The sequence below is a fragment of the Streptomyces sp. NBC_00425 genome, from assembly GCF_036030735.1.
Classification (GTDB): domain Bacteria; phylum Actinomycetota; class Actinomycetes; order Streptomycetales; family Streptomycetaceae; genus Streptomyces.
On the sequence record NZ_CP107928.1, the window covers coordinates 9,089,840 to 9,111,909 of the forward strand.

Here is a 22,070-nt window from a genome sequence, read left to right on the forward strand (position 1 = left end):
GGGGGGACCCGTCACGGCCGCCCGGGATCACTCCTGGACCTTGCCGCCCGTGATGCGGGAGATCATCAGGGCGACGAGGATGATCAGGCCGTTGAGGGCGCCGATCCACTGCGCGGGGACACCGCCCAGCGTCAGCACGTTCTGGATCATGAAGAGCAGCAGGATGCCGCAGAAGGCCCCGAACATGGTGCCCTTGCCGCCGTTGAGGCTGATTCCACCGATGACGGCGGCGGCGAAGACGGTGAAGATGTAGCCGTTGCCCTGAGCGGAGGCCACCGAGGCCAGGCGGCCCGACAGCATCAGGCCGGCGAGGGCGGCGAGCACGCTGCCGGTGACCAGGACGATCCACAGCACCCGGTCGGTGCGGATGCCGGCCGCCTTCGCCGCGTCGACGTTGCCGCCGATCGCGTACAGGGAGCGGCCGAAGCTGGTCCAGCCGAGGACCACGACGGCCACGGCGAACAGCAGCAGGCAGAGCCAGATGGAGGCGGGCATCCCGAACCACTCCGCCGTGCCCAGGTAGAGCATCGACTCCGGGAGCTGGAAGAAGGTCTGGCCGCCCGAGATGCCCGTGAGGATACCGCGCACGACGATCAGCATGCCGAGGGTGACGATGAAGCCGTTGAGGCCGAAGCGAATGATCAGCAGGGAGTTGATCACACCGATCAGCGCGCCCACGGCGAGGGTGACCGGGACCGCCCAGGCGCCCGGAAGAAGCCCGAGGCCGTGTGTCGCACCCGTCGGTACCACCAGCCAGGCCGCGACACCGGGCGCGAGGCCCATGGTCGACTCCAGCGAGAGGTCCATCTTCTTGACGATGAGGATCATCGTCTGGGCGAGGACCAGCACCGCGATCTCGGCCATCTGCTGCAGCACGTTGATCAGGTTGTCGGGCTGCAGGAAGATCGGGCTGACGATCTGCCCGATGATCGCGATCACCACGATCGCGGGGACGAGCGCGAGGTCACGCAGCTTCGCCAGCGGGATCTTGCCGCCGAACAGCGCGGTTCGCTCGGCCCGTGCCTCGGCGGCCTTCGGCGCGGGCGTTTCCGCGACGACGGTTTCAGGCATCGAGGTCCACTCCTTCCATCGCGGCCACGAGGTCGTGGTCGTGCCAGCCGCGGCTTATCTCTGAGGTCACACGGCCCTGGAACATCACCAGGATCCGGTCGCACATACGCAGGTCGTCGAGCTCGTCGGAGGCGATGAGCACTCCGGTGCCGGTGTCCGCGGTCTCCTCGACCTTGCCGAGGAGGAACTCCTTGGAGCGCACGTCCACACCCGCGGTCGGGTTGATCAGCACCAGCAGCTTGGGGTCGTCGGCCAGCGCGCGTGCCATGACGACCTTCTGCTGGTTTCCGCCGGACAGCGCCGACACGGGCAGCTCGGGACCAGGCGTCTTGATCGCCAGGTTCTCGATCATGTCCTCGGCGAGCCCGTCCCGGGTGCGGCTGCTGACGAAGCCGTTCCTGCCGAGCCGGTGGGGCACCGACAGGGTGGCGTTGTCCGCGATCGACATGTCGGGGACGAAGCCCTGGTGGTGGCGGTCCTGGGGCACGAACCCGGCGCCCGCCTTGAGCGCCGCCGGGACGCTGCCCGACCGGGGGCGCGTTCCGGCGATCCGCACCTCGCCCGCAGCCGGCGCCCGCAGTCCTACGACGGTCTCGGCGACCTCCGTACGACCGCTGCCGGCCGCCCCCGCGAGCCCGACGATCTCCCCGGCGCCCACCGTGAAACTGACGTCCTGGTAGGTCTCGCCGTGCAGGCCGCTGATGTTCAGGGCCGCGGTGGCGGCGGAGTCCAGCGAACTCGCCCGCGCATCCGTGCTGTCGGCCGCCGCCTCGCCCGTCATGGCGGCGACGAGGTCGGCGTGGGGGAGTTCGGCGACCGGCGCGGTCAGGATGTGCCGGGCGTCCCGGAACACCGTCACCATGTCGCAGATCTCGTAGATCTCCTGGAGGTGGTGACTGATGAACAGGAAGGTGACGCCCTGCCGCTGCAGATCGCGGATGCGGTCGAAGAGCCGGTTGATCGCTGCGCCGTCGAGTTGGGCAGTCGGCTCGTCGAGAATGATGAACCGGGCGCCGAAGGACAGCGCTCGGGCGATCTCGACGAACTGACGCTGCTCCACGTTCAGTTCACCGGCGGGGGTCTGCGGGTCCACGTCCACCGAGTAGGTCGTCAACAGCTCTTGCGCCCGGCGTCGGACCCCCGGCCAGGTGATGAGCCCGCCGCGGCCGTGCTCGTGCCGGTTCAGGAAGAGGTTCTCGGCGACGGTCAGCGTGGGGATGATCGTCGACTTCTGGTAGACACAGGCGACCCGTTGCCGCCAGGCGTCGCGGTCGGCGAGCCGGGGAGCGGCGGCGCCGCCGAAGGTGACCGAGCCCTCGTCCGGGGACTGAAGTCCGGTGAGGACGGAGACCAGCGTCGATTTGCCGGCTCCGTTGCGGCCGACGAGAGCGTGGGTCTCGCCGGGCCTGATGGTGATTTGGGCGCCGTTCAGCGCGACCGTCTGACCGAATCGTTTGACAATGCCCGTCGCCTCGACGACGGGCGGGCCGGTCTGGGCCCGTCCGTCGTCCGCCGGGGCGGGGGCGGGGGTGACTGCTCGCTCCCCGTCGCTCATCTCAACCGCCTTGTGTTCGTTGGCCTGAAGTCCTGGCGATTCGTCAGCCGAGGTTGTTGCCCCACAGGGACTTGTCGTCGCTCTTGAGGCTGGGCACGCCGCCGTAGGTGCCGCCGTCGGCGGTGACGAGCGGAGCGGAGAGCTGGTCCTCGAGGACGCCGTCGCGGACCTGGATGATGTTGCTGTCGTGGTCCGTCTTGCCGGGCTTGAACGTCTTCCCGTCGATGGCGGCCTTGAGGTAGTACAGGGCGTACTTGGCGTAGAGGTCGGCCGGCTGGGAGACGGTGGCGTCGATCTTTCCGGCGGCGATGGACTTCAGCTCCTCCGGAATACCGTCGTTGGAGACGATGAAGACGTGCTTCTTGTCCTCGGGACCGACCAGGAGGCCCTTCTGCTTGAGGACCTGGAGCGTGCCGGCCAGTGCGAAGCTGGACTCCATGTAGACGCCCTTGATGTCCGGGTTGGCGGTCAGGTCGGTCTGCAGCTTCTGCGCGGCGACGGCGCCGTCCCAGTTGGTGGCCTCACCGAACACCTTGATGTCCGGGAAGTTCTTCTTCATGCAGTCGTTGAACGCCTCGGTGCGGTCACGGCCGTTGATGGAGTCCAGGCCGCCCTCCAGCATCACGACCTTGCCCTTGCCGCCGAGCTTGGTGCCCAGGTACTGGCAGGCCTTCTCGCCGTACGCGCGGTTGTCGGCGCGCACCACCATGAACACCTTGCCGCTGTCAGGGCGGGTGTCGACCGTGACGACGGGGATCTTCTTCGCCTCCAGCTGCGCCAGTGTCGGCGCGATGGCGGCGGTGTCCTGCGGGGCCATCGCGAGGCCCTTGACGCCCTGGCTGATGAAAGTCTGCGCGTTGGCGGTCAGCTTGGCGACGTCGTTCTGCGAGTTGGTGGTCTTGAGCGAGAGGCCGAGCTCCTTGGCGTACTCCGGCGTGTACTTGATGTACGAGTTCCAGAAGTCGGTGTCGGACCGCGGGTAGTCGACGCCGACCAGCGGCTTGCCGTCGGCGCCGGCCGTGGCGCCGGAGCCGCCGCACGCGCTGAGCAGGGTCATCGCCGAGAGGATGGAGGCAGCGGAACAGAGGGCGGTTCTGAGTCTCATGGGTACTTCCTCGCGCTGGTCCCGTAGCGGGAGATGTTTCGCATGGGCGACGACCGTGTGACGCCGTCCAGGAGAGATGGGATGTTTATAGGTGGCCGATTGGCGGCGTGTCTAGCCCTTGGTGCGATTTGCTGCGTATCTCCGGCTGGCCTGCGGTGCTCGAACCTTGGGGGAGCTGGATTGATTACCGATCCATCCCATCAATCGTGGCTCATCCGTGATGTGTCTTCACCGCGATTCACTTGCGAAACATGCCATGTCTGCGGCGTGACGAAAGCGGAGAAAATGGGCTATAGGCGGCAAAGAGCCTGCTCGATAACCGGGTTTCATCCCTGCACGCCCGTTGACACGGGAAGGACGCATGGTCGACCTTCATGCGTAACGAAGCGACCCGGCACAGGGACCACGCCGGGCGCCACCCTCCTCCGCCACCCCCTTCGTACCAGGGATGTGTCATGCCGAGTTCGATCAACAGACGCCAGTTCTTGGCGGGAGCCACCTTCGTGGCCGCGGCGACGGTCGCCGGCGGCTTGTTCGGCGCGGGCGGCGCGCAGGCCGCCCCCAGCACGTACACGCCGGACTGGAACTCGGTGGACCAGCACCCGCCGGCCCCGGAGTGGTTCCAGGACGCCAAGTTCGGCATCTACTTCCACTGGGGTGTCTTCAGCGTTCCCGCGTACGACAACGAGTGGTATCCGCGCAACATGTACGCGAGCGGCAGCAAGGCCAACCAGCACCACATCGCGACCTACGGTCAGCCCTCCGCCTGGCCTTACCACAACTTCATCAACGGCGCGAAGGACCTGGCGGGCAACAACGTCCAGTTCGCCCCGAAGCTGAAGTCGGCGGGCGGGAACTTCGACCCCGACGAGTGGGCGCAGCTGTTCGCCGACGCGGGCGCCAAGTACGCCGGCCCGGTCGCGGAGCACCACGACGGCTTCTCGATGTGGGACAGCCAGGTCAACGAGTGGAACTCGGTCGCCAAGGGCCCGCACCTCGACCTGCTGCAGCTGTTCACCACGGCCATCCGCGCCAAGAACCTCAAGCTGCTGGTGGCCATGCACCACGCGTACAACTTCACCGGCTTCTACGAGAACGCCCCCGCACAGTCCGACCCGAGCCTCAAGAAGCTCTACGGGCAACTGGGTTCGACCGCGGAGAACCAGCTCTGGTACGACAAGCTCAAGGAGGTCGTCGACCGCTCCCAGCCCGACATCCTGTGGCAGGACTTCAATCTGGACGCGGTCGACGAGCAGCAGCGCCTGAACTTCCTGTCCTACTACTACAACCGGGCCAACGCCTGGGGCCGAGAGGTCGTCGCCACCTACAAGGACGGGTTCAACGGCAAGGGCGAGGTCTTCGACTACGAGCGCGGCGGCCCCGCGGACCTCACCACCCCGTACTGGCTGACCGACGACAGCATCTCCAACAGCAGCTGGTGCTACACCCAGGGCATCGGCTACTACAGCGCCAAGCAGATGCTGCACTCGTTCATCGACCGGGTCAGCAAGAACGGCAACGTGCTGTTGAACATCGCGCCGATGGCCGACGGCACCATCCCGCAGGGACAGAAGGACATCCTGCTCGGCATGGGTGACTACCTGAAGCGCTTCGGCGAGTCGATCTACTCGACCCGCGCCTGGACGGTGTACGGCGAAGGCCCGACGAAGATGGGAGGCGGCGCGTTCACCAATCCGACGGCCGGCACCGCACAGGACATCCGCTTCACCCGCAACAAGGCCAACAACGTCCTGTACGCCACCGTCCTCGGCTGGCCGGGCAGCTCCCTGACGATCAAGACGCTCGGCTCGGACCGGATCAACCTCTCCTCACTGACCTCGGTGAAGCTCCTCGACTCCACCGCCGGCACCTACATCAACCTGGCCACGCCGACGCAGAGCGCGTCCGGCCTCACGGTCGCCCTGCCCTCCTCGGCTCCCTACAGCGCCAACGCTTACGTGCTCAAGCTCGCCTTCTCCGGCACGATCCCGGAACTGCGGCCGCAAGCCGGGGTGATCGCCTTCGCGGACACCGGCTACTCCGGCGTGTCCGCCGTGCTCGCCCTCGGCGACCACAGCGCGGCCGATCTGGCCTCGTCGGGCCTGGCCCTTCGCACGATCTCCTCCCTCCGGCCGTCCCCCGGCTACCAGCTGATCGGCTACTCCGGAGACAACTTCACCGGCACCTCGTGGACCTTCACCGCCGACAACCCCGACCTGCGGGCCACCGGCAACAACGACCAGATCGCCTCCCTGAAGGTCCAGTTCAACCCGGCGACGTACCTGCGGATCACCAACGTCACCGACGGCCTGGCCCTGGACAGCGGCGGCAACGTCGCCTCCGGCTCCAACCTCAAGCAGTGGTCGTGGGACGGCAGCCCCAACCTGCAGTGGCAGGCGGTGGACGTCGGAGGCGGCTTCTACAAGCTGGTCAACCGCACCAACGGCATGGTCGCCGACGGCTGGGGCGTCACCGTCGACGGCTCGCCGGCCCGACAGGCCGCCTGGAACGGCAGCCCCAACCAGCAGTGGACGATCACGCCGCGCGGCGGTGACCGCTACTCGATCGCCAACCGCACCACGGGGCTGGTGCTCGACGGGGGCGGCAGCGTCGCCTCGGGCGCCCTCACCAAGCAGTGGACCTACGGCTCCAGCACCAACCTGCTGTGGACCTTCACCGCGCTCTGACGACCCCGGCCGACAGGCCGGGCGGCTGCGGGGGCGTGCTCCCATCTCCCCGCAGCCGCCCCTCCACCGTGATCGACCGTGACCCCTCCGGCCGGGGCGAGCGTGCCCCGGCCGGGCTGCGGACGGCCCGTTTCCCGCACCGCCCGTTTCCGTCAGCCGGGGTCCTGGCCGTAGGACAGCGACTGCTCGAACCAGACGACCTTTCCCACGCTGATCCGCGTCGCCCCCCAGCGCCCGGCCAGCTGATCCACCAGGAAGAGTCCGCGCCCGCCCTCGTCGCTCAGCCGGGCGTGCCGCATCCGGGGCACCAGGGGTGAGTCGTCCTCCACCTCGCAGCGCAGCACGTCCGTGCGGAGCAGCCGCAGGACGATCGGACGGGAGGCGAAGCGCACGGCGTTCGCCACGACCTCGCTGACCAGGAGCTCGGTGGACTCCACCAGGGAGTCGAGGCCCCAGAGGTGCAGGGTCCTGCGGGTCAGTCGGCGGGCCTGCCGCGCGGTCTGCGGACGCGGGGCCATGTACCAGTACGCGACGGTCTCCGGCGGGATGCCCTCGAAACGGGCCGCGAGCAGCGCGATGTCGTCGTCCCGGCCTCCCGACCCGAGCGGTCCGAGCGCCAGATCGCACAGCTCTTCCAGCGCCGGGGGCGCGGATCCCGAGGCGGCCGTCCGCAGTCGGGCGCGCAGCCGGTCCACCCCGGTCAGCACGTCCGAGTCGCGGGACTCGACCAGGCCGTCGGTGTACAACAGCAGGGTCGCTCCGGCCGGGGCGTGCATCTCGGTGGACTCGAAGCCGCCGGCGCCCACACCGATCGGCGCCCCGGGCGGGGCCGGCAGCACCTCCGTCCTGCCGTCGGGGTGGAGGAGCACCGGAGGCAGATGGCCGGCGTTGGACACCAGCAGCCGGTGCAGCACGGGGTCGTACATGGCGTACAGACACGTCGCCGTGTGCTCGCTGCCCAGACGCTCCGCCTGTTCGTCGAGGTGGTGCAGGATCTCGTCCGGCGGCAGGTCGAGCCCGGCCAGCGTCTGCACGATGGTGCGCAGCTGCCCCATGATCGCGGCCGAGGTCATGGAGTGGCCCATCACGTCGCCGATGACCAGCGCGACGCGGTTGCCGGGCAGCGGGATCGCGTCGTACCAGTCGCCGCCGACCTGTGCGGTCCGCGAGGCCGGCAGATAGCGGCCGGCCAGCGTGACTCCGGCCGGGTCCGGCAGCGACTGCGGAAGCATCGTGCGCTGGAGCGTGTCCGCGACGGACGCCTCGCGGGCGTAGAGCACGGCCTTGTGGATTCCGAGAGCGGTGTGCGTGGCGAGTTGGGAGGCGACGAGCAGGTCGTCGCCGGTGAAGTCCGCCCGGCCCGGCCCGCGGACGAGGACGACGCTGCCCATGGCGCGGCTGCGGCCGTGCAGGGGGGCGAGGATCAGCCGCCGCCCGGGCGGCACCACGCCGGGAGCGTCAGTCGCCCCCAGCAGTTCGGCGACCACCGAGCGCACGCCCGGCAGGTCCCCGAACACCGGCCGCCCGGCCCGCAGCAGCCGGGCGAGCCGACCGGTGGGGGCGCTCCGTACGACCTCCGCCGCCCGGACGGTGTCGGCGGCCGACGGCGTCGGGCGCGGCCCTTTCGGGGTCGCCCTGACCCCGGGGGCGCGGTCCGTCGCGTGCAGTCGCAGGACACCGGGAGAGGAGGCGATCTCGTCACCGACCGGAAGCGGCGCGTACAGGTGGACGAATGCCAGGTCGGCGAAGGCCGGTACGGCCGCCCGGCACAGTTCCCGCAGCGTCTCGTCGAGGTTCATGCCGCGGGCGATCTCCCGGGTCGCCGCGTCGAGGTACCGCAACCGGTCGGTCTGCGGCTCGGCGGCGTCGCGCCCGGCGTCCCTCGTCCGTTCCGCGGGCGCCTCCGCGGCCGGCAGGCGCACCGCTCGGCCGCCGCCCCGGCGACAGGGAGGGTCGTCGGGCCGTACGGGTGCTCCCTGGGCGCGCTCTGCGGCCCCCGGGGACGCAGCGGGACGCTCCCGTCCGTGCCTGCGAGCAGCGGGATCGTGCACCCCGGCCGTCTGGTCGCCGGAGCCTGCGTCGGCTCCGAGGTGGTTCGTCACGCGCGTCCTTCCTGCCCTGCGGGCCCGCCGGGGAGGGTGGATCCGGATTGTCAGGCGCGCCGCCTGCACCGCAGGAAGATCTGCACCTCGGGCTGGACGTCCGCGGTCGCCGGAGCGTACGTGTACGAGGTCTCCTCGACGACCTCGAAGCCGGTCGCCTCGACGATCTCGCGCAGCTCCTCCCGGAGGTAGCCGGACACCCGGATCGTCCTGCCGATGAACGGGATGGAGAAGTCGTCCACATCTGCCTCGACCATCGACAGCGCGAACAGTCCGTGCGGGAGCACCAGGTGGTGGACGGTCCGCAGGGCGAGGGGGATCTCCGCGCGCGGCAGCATGAGCAGCGCGAAGAACGCCGTCACCGCGTCGAAGCGGCCGAGGTCGCGTGGGCCTCCGGGCCGCAGGTCAGCGATGTCGGCCTGGTGGAACACTCCGGTGGGCACGTTCCCGCGGGCGAGCGCGACCATCCGGTCCGCCAGGTCGACGCCGACCACCTGCAGCCCCGCCTCCGCCAGTCGGCGGGCGGTCGGGACCCCGGTACCGCATCCCAGGTCCAGGACCCGGGAGCCGGCCGGCAGGGAGGCGATGAGCCACTCGGCGGACGCGACCTGTCCCTCCTTGTGGGGGAAGGCCTCGTCGTAGTGGTCGCCGATGGCGTCGAAGGCCTCGGCCTGACCCGCGCGGTCGAGCTTCATGCTCCCGTAGCCGAGCTTGTCGGCAGGATCGCTCACAAGGACCTCCTTCTGCCTCATGTGCGATTTTTTCATAGTTGCCCACACTTGGGAGGGGTACGGACTGGGTCGCCCGGCCGGGGGTGAACCGAAGGCATGTCGACACGCTGCGTCACGACGGGCGGACCGTCGGCGGCTGTCGCCTGTGCGCCAGGGGGAGGCTGCGGGAGCGGAAGGTGCGGCGATAGGCGTCCGGAGGCACCCCGACCGTCCGGTTGAAGTGTCGTCGCAGCGTCGTGGCGGTGCCCATGCCGGTGACCGTCGCGATGGCGTCGACGGTGTCGTCGGTGGTCTCCAGCAGTTCCTGCGCACGGCGGATCCGCTGAGTGAGCAGCCACTGCAGCGGGGTGGTGCCGGTGACCGACCTGAAGTGACGGCCCAGATGCCGCGAACTCATCCGCGCCCGGCGGGCCAGGTCCTCCACGGTGAGCGGACGGTCCAGCCGGCGCAGCACCCAGGGGAACAGTTCGGCGAGCGGGTGGTTGCCCGGTGCGGGAACCGGCGTCCGCACGAACTGCGCCTGGCCGCCGTCCCGGTGCGGCGGCACGACCAGACGGCGGGCGAGCGTGTTGGCGACCGACGATCCGTGGTCGAGGCGGACGAGATGCAGGCACAGGTCCATGGCGGCGGCCTTGCCGGCGGAGGTGAGCACGCGACCGTCGTCGACGTAGAGGACGTCCGGGTCGACCGTCACTTGCGGGTGCCGCGCGGCCAGCTCCTCGGCGTGCGCCCAGTGCGTGGTCGCGCGCCGGCCGTCCAGCAGACCGGCGGCGGCCAGCACGAAGGCGCCCGTGCAGAGCGAGGCCACGCGGGCGCCCGCCTCGTGGGCCGCGCGCACCGCCTCCACCAGCTCGGCCGGCGGATCGCGGTCGATGTCGGCCCAGCCCGGCACGATCACGGTGTCGGCGTGCTCGAGCCGGTCGAGTCGGTGGTCGGGCTCCAGCCGGAAGTGGCCCACCCGCACGGCGGTCGGTCCGCAGAGCGAGAAGCGGTACCAGGGGTCCGCCACGCCGGTCAGATCGGAGCCGAACACCTCGCAGGCCAGGGACAGTTCGAAGTGCAGCATGCCGTCGGTGACGGCCAGCGCGACGGTGGTCATGTCCGGAAGTGTACGAGGCATGGCGTTCCGGACCGTCGCGGCCGGGAGCGGAACTCCGCGACGATGTTCATGACGGAGCGCGGCGGACCGAGAGCGCTCAACCGAACGATCCAGTGCGGAGGAGAGACCATGGGAACGGGACAGCGGGTGGCGGTGTTCGGGGCTTACGGACACACCGGGCGGTTCGTGGTGACGGAGCTCGGCGAGCGGGGGTTCCTTCCGGTCCTCTCCGGCCGCGACGCCGTCCGACTGAAGGCGCTGGCACACGAGACGGGCTGGGAGGCCCGCCCGGCGTCCGTCGACGACCCGGCCGCCCTCGACCGGGCGCTGGCCGGAGCCGCGGCGGTGATCAACTGCGCCGGGCCCTTCGCCACGACGGCCGCCCCCGTGATCGAGGCGGCGCTGCGGGCCCGCATCCCGTACCTCGACGTGGCGGCCGAGATCGAGGCCAACGTCGACACCTTCGCGCGCTTCGCCGACCGGGCACGGGAGGCGGGAACGCTGGTCGTCCCCGCGATGGCCTTCTTCGGCGGCCTCGGCGACCTGCTGGTCACCGCAGTGGCGCAGGACTGGGCGACGGCCGACGAGGCCCACATCGCGTACGGGCTGAGCAGCTGGCATCCCACCGCCGGGACGCGCACGGCGGGCGCGGTCTCCCGGCAGCGGCGCGACGGCCGGCGCGTGCGCTACGCCGGGGGGCGGCTGGAGTACCGCGACGACGCCTCGCCGATCCTGGAGTGGTCCTTCCCCGAGCCGCTGGGGAAGCGCTCCGTCATCGGGGAGTTCACGATGGCCGACGTCGTGACCGTGCCGAGCCACCTGTCCATCCCCGACGTGCGGACCTACATGACCGTCGAGGCGGCCCGCGACATCGCGGCCCCCGACACCCCGGTGCCGGCCGCCGCCGACGAGCAGGGGCGCTCCGACCAGACGTTTCTCGTCGACGTCGTCGTGCGCTCCGGCGACGCCGAACGGCGGGCCGTGGCCCGCGGCCGGGACATCTACGCCGTCACCGCGCCCCTGGTGGTCGAGGCCGTCGGCCGCGTTCTCACGGGACGTACCGAGGCGGTCGGCGTCGTCTCCGCGGGTGAGGTCTTCGACGCGCCGGACTTCCTTCGTGCGCTGTCGCCGCACATCACGGTGGAACCGCGTCCGTGAGGGCGGCCGCCCGACGGCGATCCGGCCCCCGTCCGCCCGCCGTCGTCCTCACGACCGGACGCGGCGCCGCAGCCGCCGTCGGTCACTGTCCGCACGGGGGTCAGAAGGTGAGCAGCACCTTGGTGGCGCGCCGCTCGTCCATGGCCCGGTAGCCCTCCGCGGCCTCCTCCAGCGGCAGGGTCAGGTCGAAGACCTTGCCGGGGTCAATCACGCGGTCCCAGATCAGCTGGATCAGGTCCGGCAGGAACCGGCGCACCGGGGCGGGCCCGCCCTCCAGATGGATGCCGGCCAGGAACAGGTCGAAGCCGGGGATCGAGACGTCGTAGTTGACGCCGACGAAGCCCATGTGCCCGCCGGGCCGGGTGGCGCCGATCGCCTGCATGGTCGATTCACGGGTCCCCACGGCCTCGACCACCGAGTGCGCGCCGAGCCCGCCGGTGAGTTCCCTGATCTTCGCCACACCCGCGTCGCCGCGCTCCTCCACGATGTCGGTCGCGCCGTAGAACCGTGCCAGTTCCTGCCGCTCGGGGTGGCGGGACATCGCGATGATCCGCTCCGCGCCCAGCTGTCCGGCGGCGAGGACGGCCATCAGGCCGACCGCGCCGTCGCCGACGACCGCGACCGTCTTGCCGGGTCCGGCCTCGGCGGCGACCGCGCCGTACCAGCCGGTGCCCAGCACGTCGGAGGCGGCCAGCAGCGAGGGGATCAGCTCCGGGTCCGGCTGTCCCGGAGTGCGCACGAGGGTGCCGTCCGCGTGGGGGATGCGTGCTCTCTCCGCCTGGGTGCCGACCGTCTGCGCCACGAACTCCCGGTGCACGCACCCGGACTGGTAGCCCGAGCGGCAGATCTCGCAGGTGTTGTCGGAGATGACGAACGACCCGACGACGAAGTCGCCCACCTCGACGGTCCTGACGGCGGAGCCGATCTCCTCGACCACGCCCACGTACTCGTGGCCCATGGCCGTGTGATCGGCGGGCTCGATCCCGCGGTAGGGCCACAGGTCCGATCCGCAGATACAGGTCGCGGTCAGCCGGACGATCGCGTCGGTGGGCTCCACGATCTCCGGGTCGTCCCGCTCCTCCACCCGGACGTCACCGGCCTTGTACATGACTACGCCACGCATGTCTGTGTCTCCTCGCTTCGTGGGGGTGGCGCCCGAGGCGCCCGACCGGGCGGCGATCCGCAGCGTTCCCGCGCCTGCGCGCTGTGCGGGCGCTGCCGACGCGGTCGGCTTCCGATGCCGACGTCACCCAGGTAACCCTCCTCGCGTGCGGGGAGCGAGGCACCGACGAGGGGTGTACCGGCAGTGCATCCCTCCGGCCGAGCACCCGGCGTACGGTCGAAGGCGTGGACCATCGTGACGAAGTCCGCGAGTTCCTCACCTCGCGGCGAGCCAAGATCACCCCCGAGCGGGCGGGGCTGCCGGCCGGCACCCGGCGTCGGGTGCCGGGTCTGCGTCGCAGCGAGGTCGCGGCGCTGGCGGACGTCAGCGTCGAGTACTACGCGAAACTGGAGCGCGGCAACCTCGCCGGCGTCTCGCCCGCCGTGCTCGAGGCCGTCGCCCGCGCGCTGCAACTCGACGACGCGGAGCGTGCCCACCTGCTGCACCTCGCCCAGGCCCAGGAGGGTTCCGACGGACTCGCCCGTCCCCGGGCGCGCTCCGGCAGGCAGCGGACCCTGCACCCCAGTCTGCAGTGGACCCTGGACGCCGTCACCGCAGGAGCCGCGATCGTCGTCAACGGGCGCCTGGACCTGCTCGCGGCCAACCTGCTCGCCCGCGCCTTCTACAGCGACGTCTACGACGGCCACGCCGACGGCGGGCCTGCGCCGAACCTGGCCCGCTACCAGTTCCTCGACCCCGCGGCCCGCCGCTTCTACCGGGACTGGGACCTCGCGGCCGACATGACCGTGGACCTGCTGCGCACCGAGGCGGGCCGCAACCCCCACGACAGGGACCTGCACGACCTGGTGGGCGAACTGTCCACCCGCAGCGACGCGTTCCGCACGCGCTGGGGCGCCCACAACGTCACCCGTCACGGCACAGGCGTCAAGCGCTTCCGGCATCCCGTCGTCGGCGAACTCACCCTGGCCTGGGAGTCCCTGGCGATGAGTGCCGAACCCGGGCTCAACGTCACCGTCTACACCGCGGAGCCCGGCTCGTCGTCCGAAGCAGGCCTGCGCCTGCTGTCCTCCTGGGCCGCCACCCAGGGCCCCGCCGACTCCACTCCGCGTTCCCCGGCCGGGCCGCCGCAGTGACCACTTCCGTTCACCCGGCCCGTCACCCCACCGACGAGAGACGACCGACATGGCGATGATCCTCGTGACCGGCGCGTCCAGCGGCCTCGGACGCCACACGGCGGACGCGTTGGCCGACGAAGGGCATGACGTGGTCGTCCACGTCCGCGACCCCGCCCGCCTCTCGGACGGGAACGCCGCCCGGTGGAAGGGCGTCGTCGCAGGCGATCTCGCCGTCCTCGACGAGATCCGCGCCGTCGCCCGGCAGGCCCGGGCGTTCGGCCGTTTCGACGTCGTCGTCCACAACGCGGGCGTCCTGCACTCTCCCGACGTGAGCACCGTCAACACGGTCGCGCCCTATGTGCTGACGGCGCTGATGGACAGACCCGCCCGGCTCGTCTACCTGAGCAGTTCCCTCCACCGGACCGGCTCCACCGATCTGGCGCGGCTGTCGGCCGGGACCGCCTCCTACGACGACAGCAAGCTGTGGGTCACGACGCTCGCGCTCGCCTTCGCGTCGCGCTGGGCCGGCACCTCCAGCCACGCGGTCGACCCCGGCTGGGTGCCCACCCGGATGGGCGGCGCCGGTGCGCCGGACGACCTGACCGCCGGGCACCGGACCCAGACCTGGCTGGCCACGCACCCCGACGTGACTCCGCGCACCGGCGGCTACTGGCACCACCGCCGGACGCAGACCCCGCATCCCGCGTCGCGGGACGAAGGGTTCCAGGCGCGCCTCCTGCAGACCCTGGAATCCCACACGGGCATCTCGCCCGACGGACCCGCCTCCTGGACCTGACCCGCGCGAGGAGGCGGTGGACCTGCTGCTGGAGGCGCTGACGGCCCGCGCTCCGGCCGGGCGGGACCGGACTCCGGCGGGCGCGGTCCGGAGCCAGGACCACCCGGCCGGGGCGGCGGGGTGAGGGGATGAGGGGGTGTTACTGGACGAGCTCCCGGTCCTGCGAGCCGCCGGTGGCCGAGTTCTGCAGGGTCAGTTGAGCCTGACGTCAAGCGTTCGGACCAGATTCGTCGGTTCGTGCGGCACGACGGGAAGGGCGGGGGGGAAGGACGCGGGAAGGGCCGTCGACGCCCCTCGGACAGGAGCCGGGCCGGTTCCCGGCGCCCCGGTGACCGGCCCGGCAGAGGTCAGGGCAGCCGTGGCAGCGTGTCCCGAGCCGCGTGGCTCAGGACGCGCAGATCCTCGGCGAACTGCGCGCGGTGGTCCGCCGGAAGCGGCTCCACGAAGTGGCGGCGGATGTTCTCGGCGTGCACTCGGGCAGCCCGGACGACCGTCTCCTCGCCCAGCGCGGTGAGACTGACGAGCTTCCCCCGCCGGTCCGCGGGGGATTCCACCCGCGCCACCAGACCCGCCGCCTCCATACGGTCCACCAACCGGGTCGCGCCCCCCGTGGTGAGCACCTGCTCCTGGGCGACGGCCCTCATCGACAGACCCGGCGTGCCCGCCCGCCCCAGGATCAGCAGCACCTCGAACATCAGGTGGCTGATCCCGCACTCCACCTCGAGGGCCCGTCCGAGGATGTACTCGAGCCGGTTGGCCGCGCCCTGCAGACGCCCGAACGCCAGGATCAGCTCGTCATCCGCGGCTTCCTTGGCCGTCGTGATCGCCGGGTGCTCGCTCACAGTCCCGCAGCCCCTCTCGTCGCCCTGCTCCACCGTACCGATCATGCCGCGATCAGGGAGCCGCCCGGCGACCGGGGGGCTCAGGGCGAGAGGTCGATCAGGCCCCTGCGAGCCGCCTCCGAGACGGCTGCCGCCCGGTTGTCGACCCCGAGTTTGCGATAGACGCGCACCAGATGCGTCTTGACCGTCGCCTCGCTCAGGAAGAGAGCCTCCGCGATGGAGCGGTTGCCGTGCCCCTCCGCCATCAGCCGGACGACGTCCAGCTCACGTTGCGTCAGATCGGTCCGGTCGCCGATCACCCGGCCGACGAGACCCTCGACGATCTCCGACGTCAGACCCATGCCGCCGGCGGCCACGCCGCGCACGGCACGGAAGAGCTCCTCGGGCGGCCCGGCCTTCAACACGTACCCGCGTGCACCGGCCTCCAGCGCGCGCACGACGTCCGCCCGACCCGCGTAACTGGTCAGCATGACCACCGGCAGGCCCGGCGACTCGGCCGTCAGCCGCCGGACCGCCTCGACGCCGTCCATGCCGCGGCCGGCGCCCGCGAACCGCAGATCCATCAGGACGACGTCGGGCGTGACCTCCCGCGCCAGACGCACGGCCTCCTCGCCGCTGCCGGCCTCCCCGACCACCTCGATGCCGGGCTCGCCCTCCAGCAGCGCCCGCAGGCCCGCGCGGACGACCACATGGTCGTCGGCGATCAGCAGCCGCACTCCGGTCACCGTCACCGGTTCACGGCCGTGGCCGCGGGCAGCGCACGGCCCGACCTGCGTCGGGACGCGACCACGGCCCGTATCCGCGTGCCCCGACCAGGAGCGCTGTCGACGTGCAGGTCACCGTCCAGCTCGCGCAGCCGGGCCCGAGCCGCCGGCAGACCGAGGCCCCGGCCCCGTGCCGCGGCAGCGACGGCGGCGTCGGGGACGAAACCGATGCCGTCGTCCAGCAGTTCCAGCTCGAGGGTGCCCTGCCGCTGACGAAGCGTCACCAGCACGTTCCCGGCGCGCGCGTGCTCCCTGACGTTGGCGAGCGAGCTCTGGGCGATCCGGAAGAGCGTGGCCGCCGATTCCACGCTCACCTCCGCGGGGCGAGCCCCCACCGAACGGAACGTCACGCACCGGGCCGTCCCCTCCTGCTGTGCGCGGCCGCACAGAAGTCTCAACGAGTCCTCGAGGCCGGACTCGACCACGGCGGACGGCGTGAGGTCGTGAATGATCCGCCGGGTCTCCGCGAGGCCCGCGTCCAGACCGTCGACGGCCGCGCGGACCCGGTCGCGCGCGGCGTCCGGACGTTCCGTCAGATCCCGTTCCGCGGCGTGCAGCAGCATCAGATGGCCGGCGAGCTCCTGCGCGAGAGTGTCGTGCAGATCCCTGGCGATCCGCTCACGCTCCGCCAGCGCGCCCGCCCTGCGCTGCTCGGCCGCCAGGACGCGCCGCGTCCCGCGCAGCTCCGCCAGCAGCCGCTGACGCTCCGCCGCGTCCCGCTGCATCGTGCGGTACAACGTCACGGTCCCCCATACGGCCGCCACCGGGATCAGGACCAGCTCGGCGTCGAATCCCCCCGCCTGGTGGCTCAGCCGGCCGAACAGCACCGCGGTGATGCCGGCCAGCGCGACCGTCGCGCCGCGCCGGCCGAGGGCGCGCAGGACCAGGCAGGCCAGCGGCACACCGCACCAGGCGTAGGCGGCGGCCAGGGGCGGCGGGTTGAGAACCATGAGCGCGGTCCAGAGCAGCAGCAGGGTGCTCACCCACAGACGGCGGGCCGGCCGGCCGAAACTGCTCCACATCATGAGGCCCGCCGCATAGACCACTGCGAGCAGTCCGCTGACGGCCACGATCTCCGTGCACAGCTCGTTCGGCTCACGGACGAGGCGGACCGACGCGGCGCCGACGACGGAGAAGAAGACGAGATGCGGGACGCGGTCCAGCGTCGACAGGGCGCCGCGGCGGGCCGACGACAGGGTGCGGACGGAGACGTGGTCGGTCACGGCGAACTCCCTGGGCGGATGATCCACTCGGACAGGCGCCCGAGTCTATCCACCGCCGCTGCGGGCCGTGTCCGGCCAGGACCGCCGGCCGCCGGTCGTCTCTCCGGCGCGCCGGCGGCCCCCGCCGCGCGGACTGATCCGCGCGGGCTACGCCCCCGGGTGCAGCCCCAGCCGGCCGGGCGTCGGCTCGCCCTGGACCTCGCCGAAGTACAGGGCGAAGGTCTGCTTCCAGCGCTCGACCTGCGCCCGGTCCGCCATGAAGCGGGGGAAGCCGTCCAGGTTGCCGTTCGGGTACTCCCAGATCCGCTTCAGACCGCTGGGCGGGGTGACGTCGGTGCGCACGGACCAGCCGTTGAAGGAGCCGTTCTGCACATCCAAAGACAGCTGCCAGTTGAGGAACAGCTTGGCGGCCGTGGGATGGGCGGCCTGCTTGAGGATCGCCGCGCGCTGCCCCCACGACATGAACGGGTGGCCGTCGGCGACGACGAAGCGGACCGGTGAGGACGACGGCGCGGTCAGCGTGCCCGCGCCGCCGATGCCGATCGCCTTCTCGCCGGCGACCACGGCCGCCCCGGGCGAGTGGCTGCCCCGGGCGAAGCGCACGTCCTGGGCGGCGAGCTTCGCCGCCCACTGCCACCCGTACTTGCGCACGTACAGGGAGTACAGGTACAGCACCGCGTCGTCGTCGTGCGGGTACGAGGAGGCGATCCGCCCCTTCCACCGGGGGTCGACGAGGTCGAGCGGGGTGCGCGGCGGGTGGGCGCCGGCCGCCGCCGGGCCGTACATGAAGCTGAAGGCGAGGGCGGAGACGGCCACCCACGCGCCCTCGGGGTCCTTGAAGCCGTCGTGCACCTGGGAGAACCCGGCGGGCCGGTAGTGCAGCAGACGGCCCTGGTCCTTCCAGCGCGTGAAGTCCTGGAGGGTCTGGAGCTGCATGACGTCCGGCACCACGCTGCCGGTCGCGAACTGGTTGTCGAGGCGGACGTCGTGGTACTTGCTGTAGTCGACGATGAGCGTCAGGTCGATGTCCGGGAAGCGGCTGCGGAACGCGGCCTTCGTGAAGTCCTGCTGGGTGGGGGTGTCCCCGCCGGCGTAGACCACGAGCCGGCCGCCTTCCGCGACGGCGGCCCGGTACAGCTCGTCGAGCGTCCTTTTCTCCTCGGCCCCGGCTCCGGCCGCGCGTCGGGCGGAGGTGGGGGCGGCGGCCGCCGGGGCCGCGTTCGCGCCTGCCGTGCCGAGGCCGAGAGCGGCGCCGGCGCCGGTGGCGAGGACATGTCGTCTGCTGAGAAAACTGGACACGCTGAACAGGCCTCTCTGAGGGGGTGGCGTAGGGGCCCGGCGCCTGGGCCCTGCCAGTGTGGGCGGGCGCGACGCCGCCTCGCGTCCTCCGTCCGTATCGACCGGGGCGGCGAAAGACGGAACCCGGCGTCAACCGAACGGTTGAACGGACCCCCCGTCGCGGGCCCGACCGCCGCGGTCACCGTCGCGTCGGACCCCGGCCGCCGCGGACTGGCTCCGGCGGCGGCCGGGAGGCACGCTGGAGGGGTGGCCGGTGCTCCGATCGTCGTCCACCGGCCGTCCCCGTCGGGCGGCCGGCGGGTGACCGTGCACACCGGCGGGCGGGACGAGATCCTCGGCACGGCCTACTCGGACCACGATCTGACCGTGTTCCTCGAAGCTGCCGGCGTCGCCGACCCGGACGGCGTGCTCGACGACGCACGATGGGTCGAATGGCGGGACGGCAGGCCCCACCAGTGGTCGGCCGCCTGACGGCGGGCGTCCGGACGCCGTCGCCCGCGGGCTCGTGGCCGCGCGGGACGGCGTCACGTCGAGGTGGTGAAGTCGTGAGGAATCACCCCGGACGTTGCACGGGACCGGACGATGGGGGATGGTTGCCGGATGGCAACCTTTTCTGACCGGCGGAGAGGCGGTGGGGTGCGCGCCGCGCTCCCCCGCTCGTGACTGCTTCTCCGGATGTCTCCGACATTCCACATGGCGTCGCCATGGGCGCCGCGTGGAGCGCCCCCTGCCCCGTGCTCGTCGTCGACGCCGGCGGGACCCTCGTCGAAGCGAACCCCGCGGCCCACAGCCTGTTCTCCCACCAGTCCGGAAACGACTTCGCCGAGGGCGGCCTGCCGCACTGGCTCGCGACGGCGCACGGCAGCCTGCGAGCGACCGGAACACCGTCGGCCGCTGCCGCCTCCGGCGCGGTCGCGGGCCGCACCTTCGCGGCACATCCCTCGCCCGGTGAGGGCGGGAGCGTGGTGTGGTGGCTGGTGGAGGACACCGATCTCCGCTCGGTCCAGCAGGCGCTGCTCGGCGAACGCGAACGCACGGCACTGCTCGCCGACATCTCCGGCGCGCTGCTGTCGTCACTGAACGTGGACCGCTGCACGGAGGTGACGGCGAGGATGGCCGCCGATCATCTGGCCGACGCGGCGGTCATCGTCGCCCCGGCCCGAGGACGCCGACATTCGCTGACGTACGCGCGGGCGGGCGGCGCGCTCTCCCGGACGGTTGCGCAGGTCGATGCGGCGGCGGTGCCCGGACTCGCGGAGGCGTTGCAGGGCTTCCCGCCCGTCCCCACCCGCTGGATCGACCCTGACGGCCTGCCGGAGTGGGCCCTCCCGCCCGGTTTCGACGGCCCGATCGGATCGGTGATCATCACGCCGCTGCCCGGGCACGGGGTCCCGGCCGGAGTGCTGATACTGCTGCGCGCCGGCACCCGCCGTGCCTTCACAGACGGCGAGGAGGTCTTCGCCGGGCTCTTCGCCGCGCGGGCCGGCGCGGCCCTGTCCGCGGCGCGTCTGTACGCGGAGCAGGCGACCATCACGGCCACACTGCTGCGGGAGTTGCTGCCCCCGCGGCTGGAACGGGTCCACGGCGTGGAGTACGCGGGCGCCTTCCGGGCGTCGCAGGACCACGAACTCGTCGGCGGTGACTTCTACGACGTCCACCCCGGCGCGGACCCGACGAAGGAGACGTTCGTCGTCCTCGGCGACGTGGCCGGCAAGGGGCTGGAGGCCGCCGTGCTGACCGGGAAGATCCGCAGCGTGCTGCATGCGCTCCTGCCGCTGTCCGGCGACCACCGGCAGGTCCTCACCCTCCTGAACAACGCGCTCCTCGACTCCCACCACACGCGGTTCGCGACGCTGGTGCTGGCCTCCGTGCGCCGCCGGGCGGATCAGGTGGAACTGCGGCTGACCAGCGCCGGGCATCTGCCGCCGCTGATCATTCGCGGCGACGGCCGGGTCGAGGAGGCCGACACCGGCGGAACCCTGGTGGGCGCACTGCCCGAGATCACCGCACGCAGCGCCGACGTGGTCCTGGCGCCGGGGGAGACGTGCCTGCTGTACACGGACGGCGTCACCGAGGCCCGCGGCGGCCCGCTCGGCGACCAGCTCTACGGCGAGGCCCGGCTGCAGGCGGCCCTGCGGGAGTGCGCGCGGATGCCCGCCGGGGCGGTGGTGGAACGGGTGCAGATGCTGGCCGCGCAGTGGCTGGGCGACGGCAGTCACGACGACCTCGCCACCCTCGCGATCACCAACTCCGCCGTCGGGGACGGCCCGGGCCGCGTCGTCGACGGGCACCGGGACCGACCTGCGCGCCGAGCACGGCGGTGACGGCGGGCGCCGGGACCGGCACGGACCCGACGGCGCTGTCGGCCCGGCTGTGGGCCGCCGTGATCGGCAGGGACGAGTCGGCCGCCGTACGGATGGTGACCGCGGCGGCCGACGCGGGAGCGGACGAGGAGGCGCTGTTGCTGGACGTCGTCGCCGGTGTGCAGCAACGCGTGGGAGCGGAGTGGGCCGCCGACCGGATCAGCGTGGCCGAGGAGCACGCCGCCAGCGCGATCACCGACCGGATCGTCGCGGCTCTCGCCCACCGCCGTCCCGTACCGTCCGGGCCGCACGAGCGGGGGCGGATCACGGTGGCCTGCGTCGACGGCGAGTGGCACTTCCTCCCCGCCCGGCTGCTCGCCGAGGTGCTCGTCCGGCGGGGCTGGCGGGTGGACTTCCTCGGCGCCCACACCCCCACCCCGCATCTCGTCGCGCACGTGCACCGGGCCAACCCCGTCGCCGTGCTGCTGTCGGCCTCGATCCCCACCCATCTGCCCGCCGCGCACAAGGCGGTGACCGCCGTGCAGTCCCTCGGCGTCCCCGTCATGGTCGGCGGCGCCGCGTTCGGCCCGGACGGGCGCTACGCCCGCCTCGTCCAGGCCGACGGCTGGGCCCCCGACGCCCGCACCGCCGCGGACCGCCTGGCCCGGGGAGTCACCCCGCCACGGACGGACCGGCGCCATGGGATCCATGACCTTTCGCACCTCGCCGACCAGGAGTACACCCTCGTCAAGGGCAGCCGGACCACCCTGGTCCGGAGTTGCCTGTCGGACCTGGACGAGCGCTTGCCCGCCATGCGCTCCTACACGCCCGCCCAGCGTGAACGCACCGCGGAAGACCTCGCCCACATCGTCGACTTCCTGGCCACCGCCCTCTACGTCGACGACGCCGACCTGTTCACGACGTTCACCACGTGGAGCGCCGGCATCCTCACCGCCCGCGGGGTGCCCGCCCACAGCCTGCGTCTCGGGCTGGGCGTCCTGGCCGAGCGGCTCCACGACTTCCCCCGCGCGCTCACGTTCCTCCGCACGGCCCTCGACGCCCTGCCCGCGACGCCCGCCCACCGGGAACGGCGGTGA

General features: G+C 71.9%; 18 protein-coding genes. 7 read left to right on the plus strand and 11 right to left on the minus strand.

The features are described from left to right. Positions 1 to 27 precede the first annotated feature (27 nt). From OHS82_RS40140 to OHS82_RS40150, 3 genes are read right to left on the minus strand one after another with little or no spacing between them, the layout of a single operon-like run. Positions 28 to 1,071, minus strand: a complete 1,044-nt coding sequence (locus OHS82_RS40140; RefSeq protein ID WP_057577034.1) for an ABC transporter permease — start codon at positions 1,069 to 1,071, stop codon at positions 28 to 30. Further along, a complete protein-coding gene (locus tag OHS82_RS40145; RefSeq protein WP_057577036.1) occupies positions 1,064 to 2,626 on the minus strand; it encodes a sugar ABC transporter ATP-binding protein in 1,563 nt (520 codons plus the stop codon). Before OHS82_RS40145 ends, OHS82_RS40140 begins: the two co-directional genes overlap by 8 nt. A 43-nt stretch (positions 2,627 to 2,669) precedes the next feature. Beyond that, positions 2,670 to 3,731 (minus strand): sugar ABC transporter substrate-binding protein, encoded by a 1,062-nt coding sequence (locus OHS82_RS40150; protein ID WP_057577038.1) that lies wholly within the window; start codon positions 3,729 to 3,731, stop codon positions 2,670 to 2,672. Between the two features lie 455 nt (positions 3,732 to 4,186). Between OHS82_RS40150 and OHS82_RS40155 the strand changes: the two genes are divergently transcribed. After that, positions 4,187 to 6,418, plus strand: a complete 2,232-nt coding sequence (locus tag OHS82_RS40155; protein WP_328435661.1) for an alpha-L-fucosidase — start codon at positions 4,187 to 4,189, stop codon at positions 6,416 to 6,418. Positions 6,419 to 6,570: 152 nt separating this feature from the next. On the opposite strand, the gene OHS82_RS40160 is transcribed toward OHS82_RS40155, so the two are convergent. From OHS82_RS40160 to OHS82_RS40170, 3 genes are all read right to left on the minus strand, one after another. Then, complete coding sequence (locus tag OHS82_RS40160; RefSeq protein ID WP_328436163.1) at positions 6,571 to 8,217, minus strand: ATP-binding SpoIIE family protein phosphatase; 1,647 nt, start codon at positions 8,215 to 8,217, stop codon at positions 6,571 to 6,573. A gap of 353 nt (positions 8,218 to 8,570) precedes the next feature. Further along, positions 8,571 to 9,215, minus strand: coding sequence for a class I SAM-dependent DNA methyltransferase (locus tag OHS82_RS40165; protein WP_242433077.1), 645 nt, complete (start codon positions 9,213 to 9,215; stop codon positions 8,571 to 8,573). A 148-nt stretch (positions 9,216 to 9,363) separates the two neighbouring features. Then, a complete protein-coding gene (locus OHS82_RS40170) occupies positions 9,364 to 10,350 on the minus strand; it encodes a helix-turn-helix domain-containing protein (RefSeq protein ID WP_328435662.1) in 987 nt (328 codons plus the stop codon). Between the two features lie 129 nt (positions 10,351 to 10,479). On the opposite strand from OHS82_RS40170, the gene OHS82_RS40175 reads away from it, so the two are divergent. Next, positions 10,480 to 11,508, plus strand: coding sequence for a saccharopine dehydrogenase family protein (locus tag OHS82_RS40175; protein WP_057577050.1), 1,029 nt, complete (start codon positions 10,480 to 10,482; stop codon positions 11,506 to 11,508). A gap of 100 nt (positions 11,509 to 11,608) precedes the next feature. Here OHS82_RS40175 and OHS82_RS40180 read toward each other — a convergent pair whose 3' ends face one another. Then, positions 11,609 to 12,631 carry a zinc-dependent alcohol dehydrogenase family protein gene (locus tag OHS82_RS40180; protein WP_328435663.1) on the minus strand — a complete coding sequence of 341 codons (1,023 nt, stop codon included), beginning with the start codon at positions 12,629 to 12,631 and terminating at the stop codon, positions 11,609 to 11,611. 224 nt (positions 12,632 to 12,855) lie between these two features. On the opposite strand from OHS82_RS40180, the gene OHS82_RS40185 reads away from it, so the two are divergent. Continuing rightward, positions 12,856 to 13,764: a helix-turn-helix transcriptional regulator gene (locus OHS82_RS40185; RefSeq protein WP_057577058.1), complete on the plus strand. Its 909-nt coding sequence runs from the start codon at positions 12,856 to 12,858 to the stop codon at positions 13,762 to 13,764. A gap of 49 nt (positions 13,765 to 13,813) precedes the next feature. After that, positions 13,814 to 14,542, plus strand: coding sequence for an SDR family NAD(P)-dependent oxidoreductase (locus tag OHS82_RS40190; protein ID WP_057577060.1), 729 nt, complete (start codon positions 13,814 to 13,816; stop codon positions 14,540 to 14,542). Between the two features lie 347 nt (positions 14,543 to 14,889). On the opposite strand, the gene OHS82_RS40195 is transcribed toward OHS82_RS40190, so the two are convergent. The 4 genes from OHS82_RS40195 to OHS82_RS40210 form a co-directional block, all read right to left on the minus strand. Beyond that, positions 14,890 to 15,384: a MarR family winged helix-turn-helix transcriptional regulator gene (locus OHS82_RS40195; protein WP_057577365.1), complete on the minus strand. Its 495-nt coding sequence runs from the start codon at positions 15,382 to 15,384 to the stop codon at positions 14,890 to 14,892. A gap of 80 nt (positions 15,385 to 15,464) precedes the next feature. Then, on the minus strand, positions 15,465 to 16,109 hold the full coding sequence (locus OHS82_RS40200) for a response regulator transcription factor (RefSeq protein WP_328436164.1): 645 nt from the start codon (positions 16,107 to 16,109) through the stop codon (positions 15,465 to 15,467). Between the two features lie 2 nt (positions 16,110 to 16,111). Further along, a complete protein-coding gene (locus OHS82_RS40205; protein ID WP_057577064.1) occupies positions 16,112 to 17,371 on the minus strand; it encodes a sensor histidine kinase in 1,260 nt (419 codons plus the stop codon). A 147-nt stretch (positions 17,372 to 17,518) separates the two neighbouring features. Next, positions 17,519 to 18,670 carry an ABC transporter substrate-binding protein gene (locus tag OHS82_RS40210; RefSeq protein WP_057577066.1) on the minus strand — a complete coding sequence of 384 codons (1,152 nt, stop codon included), beginning with the start codon at positions 18,668 to 18,670 and terminating at the stop codon, positions 17,519 to 17,521. 246 nt (positions 18,671 to 18,916) lie between these two features. Between OHS82_RS40210 and OHS82_RS40215 the strand changes: the two genes are divergently transcribed. From OHS82_RS40215 to OHS82_RS40225, 3 genes are all read left to right on the plus strand, one after another. Beyond that, a complete protein-coding gene (locus OHS82_RS40215) occupies positions 18,917 to 19,141 on the plus strand; it encodes a hypothetical protein (protein ID WP_057577366.1) in 225 nt (74 codons plus the stop codon). 233 nt (positions 19,142 to 19,374) lie between these two features. After that, a complete protein-coding gene (locus tag OHS82_RS40220; protein ID WP_328435664.1) occupies positions 19,375 to 20,994 on the plus strand; it encodes a PP2C family protein-serine/threonine phosphatase in 1,620 nt (539 codons plus the stop codon). Next, positions 20,991 to 22,070, plus strand: coding sequence for a cobalamin B12-binding domain-containing protein (locus OHS82_RS40225; protein WP_057577069.1), 1,080 nt, complete (start codon positions 20,991 to 20,993; stop codon positions 22,068 to 22,070). Before OHS82_RS40220 ends, OHS82_RS40225 begins: the two co-directional genes overlap by 4 nt.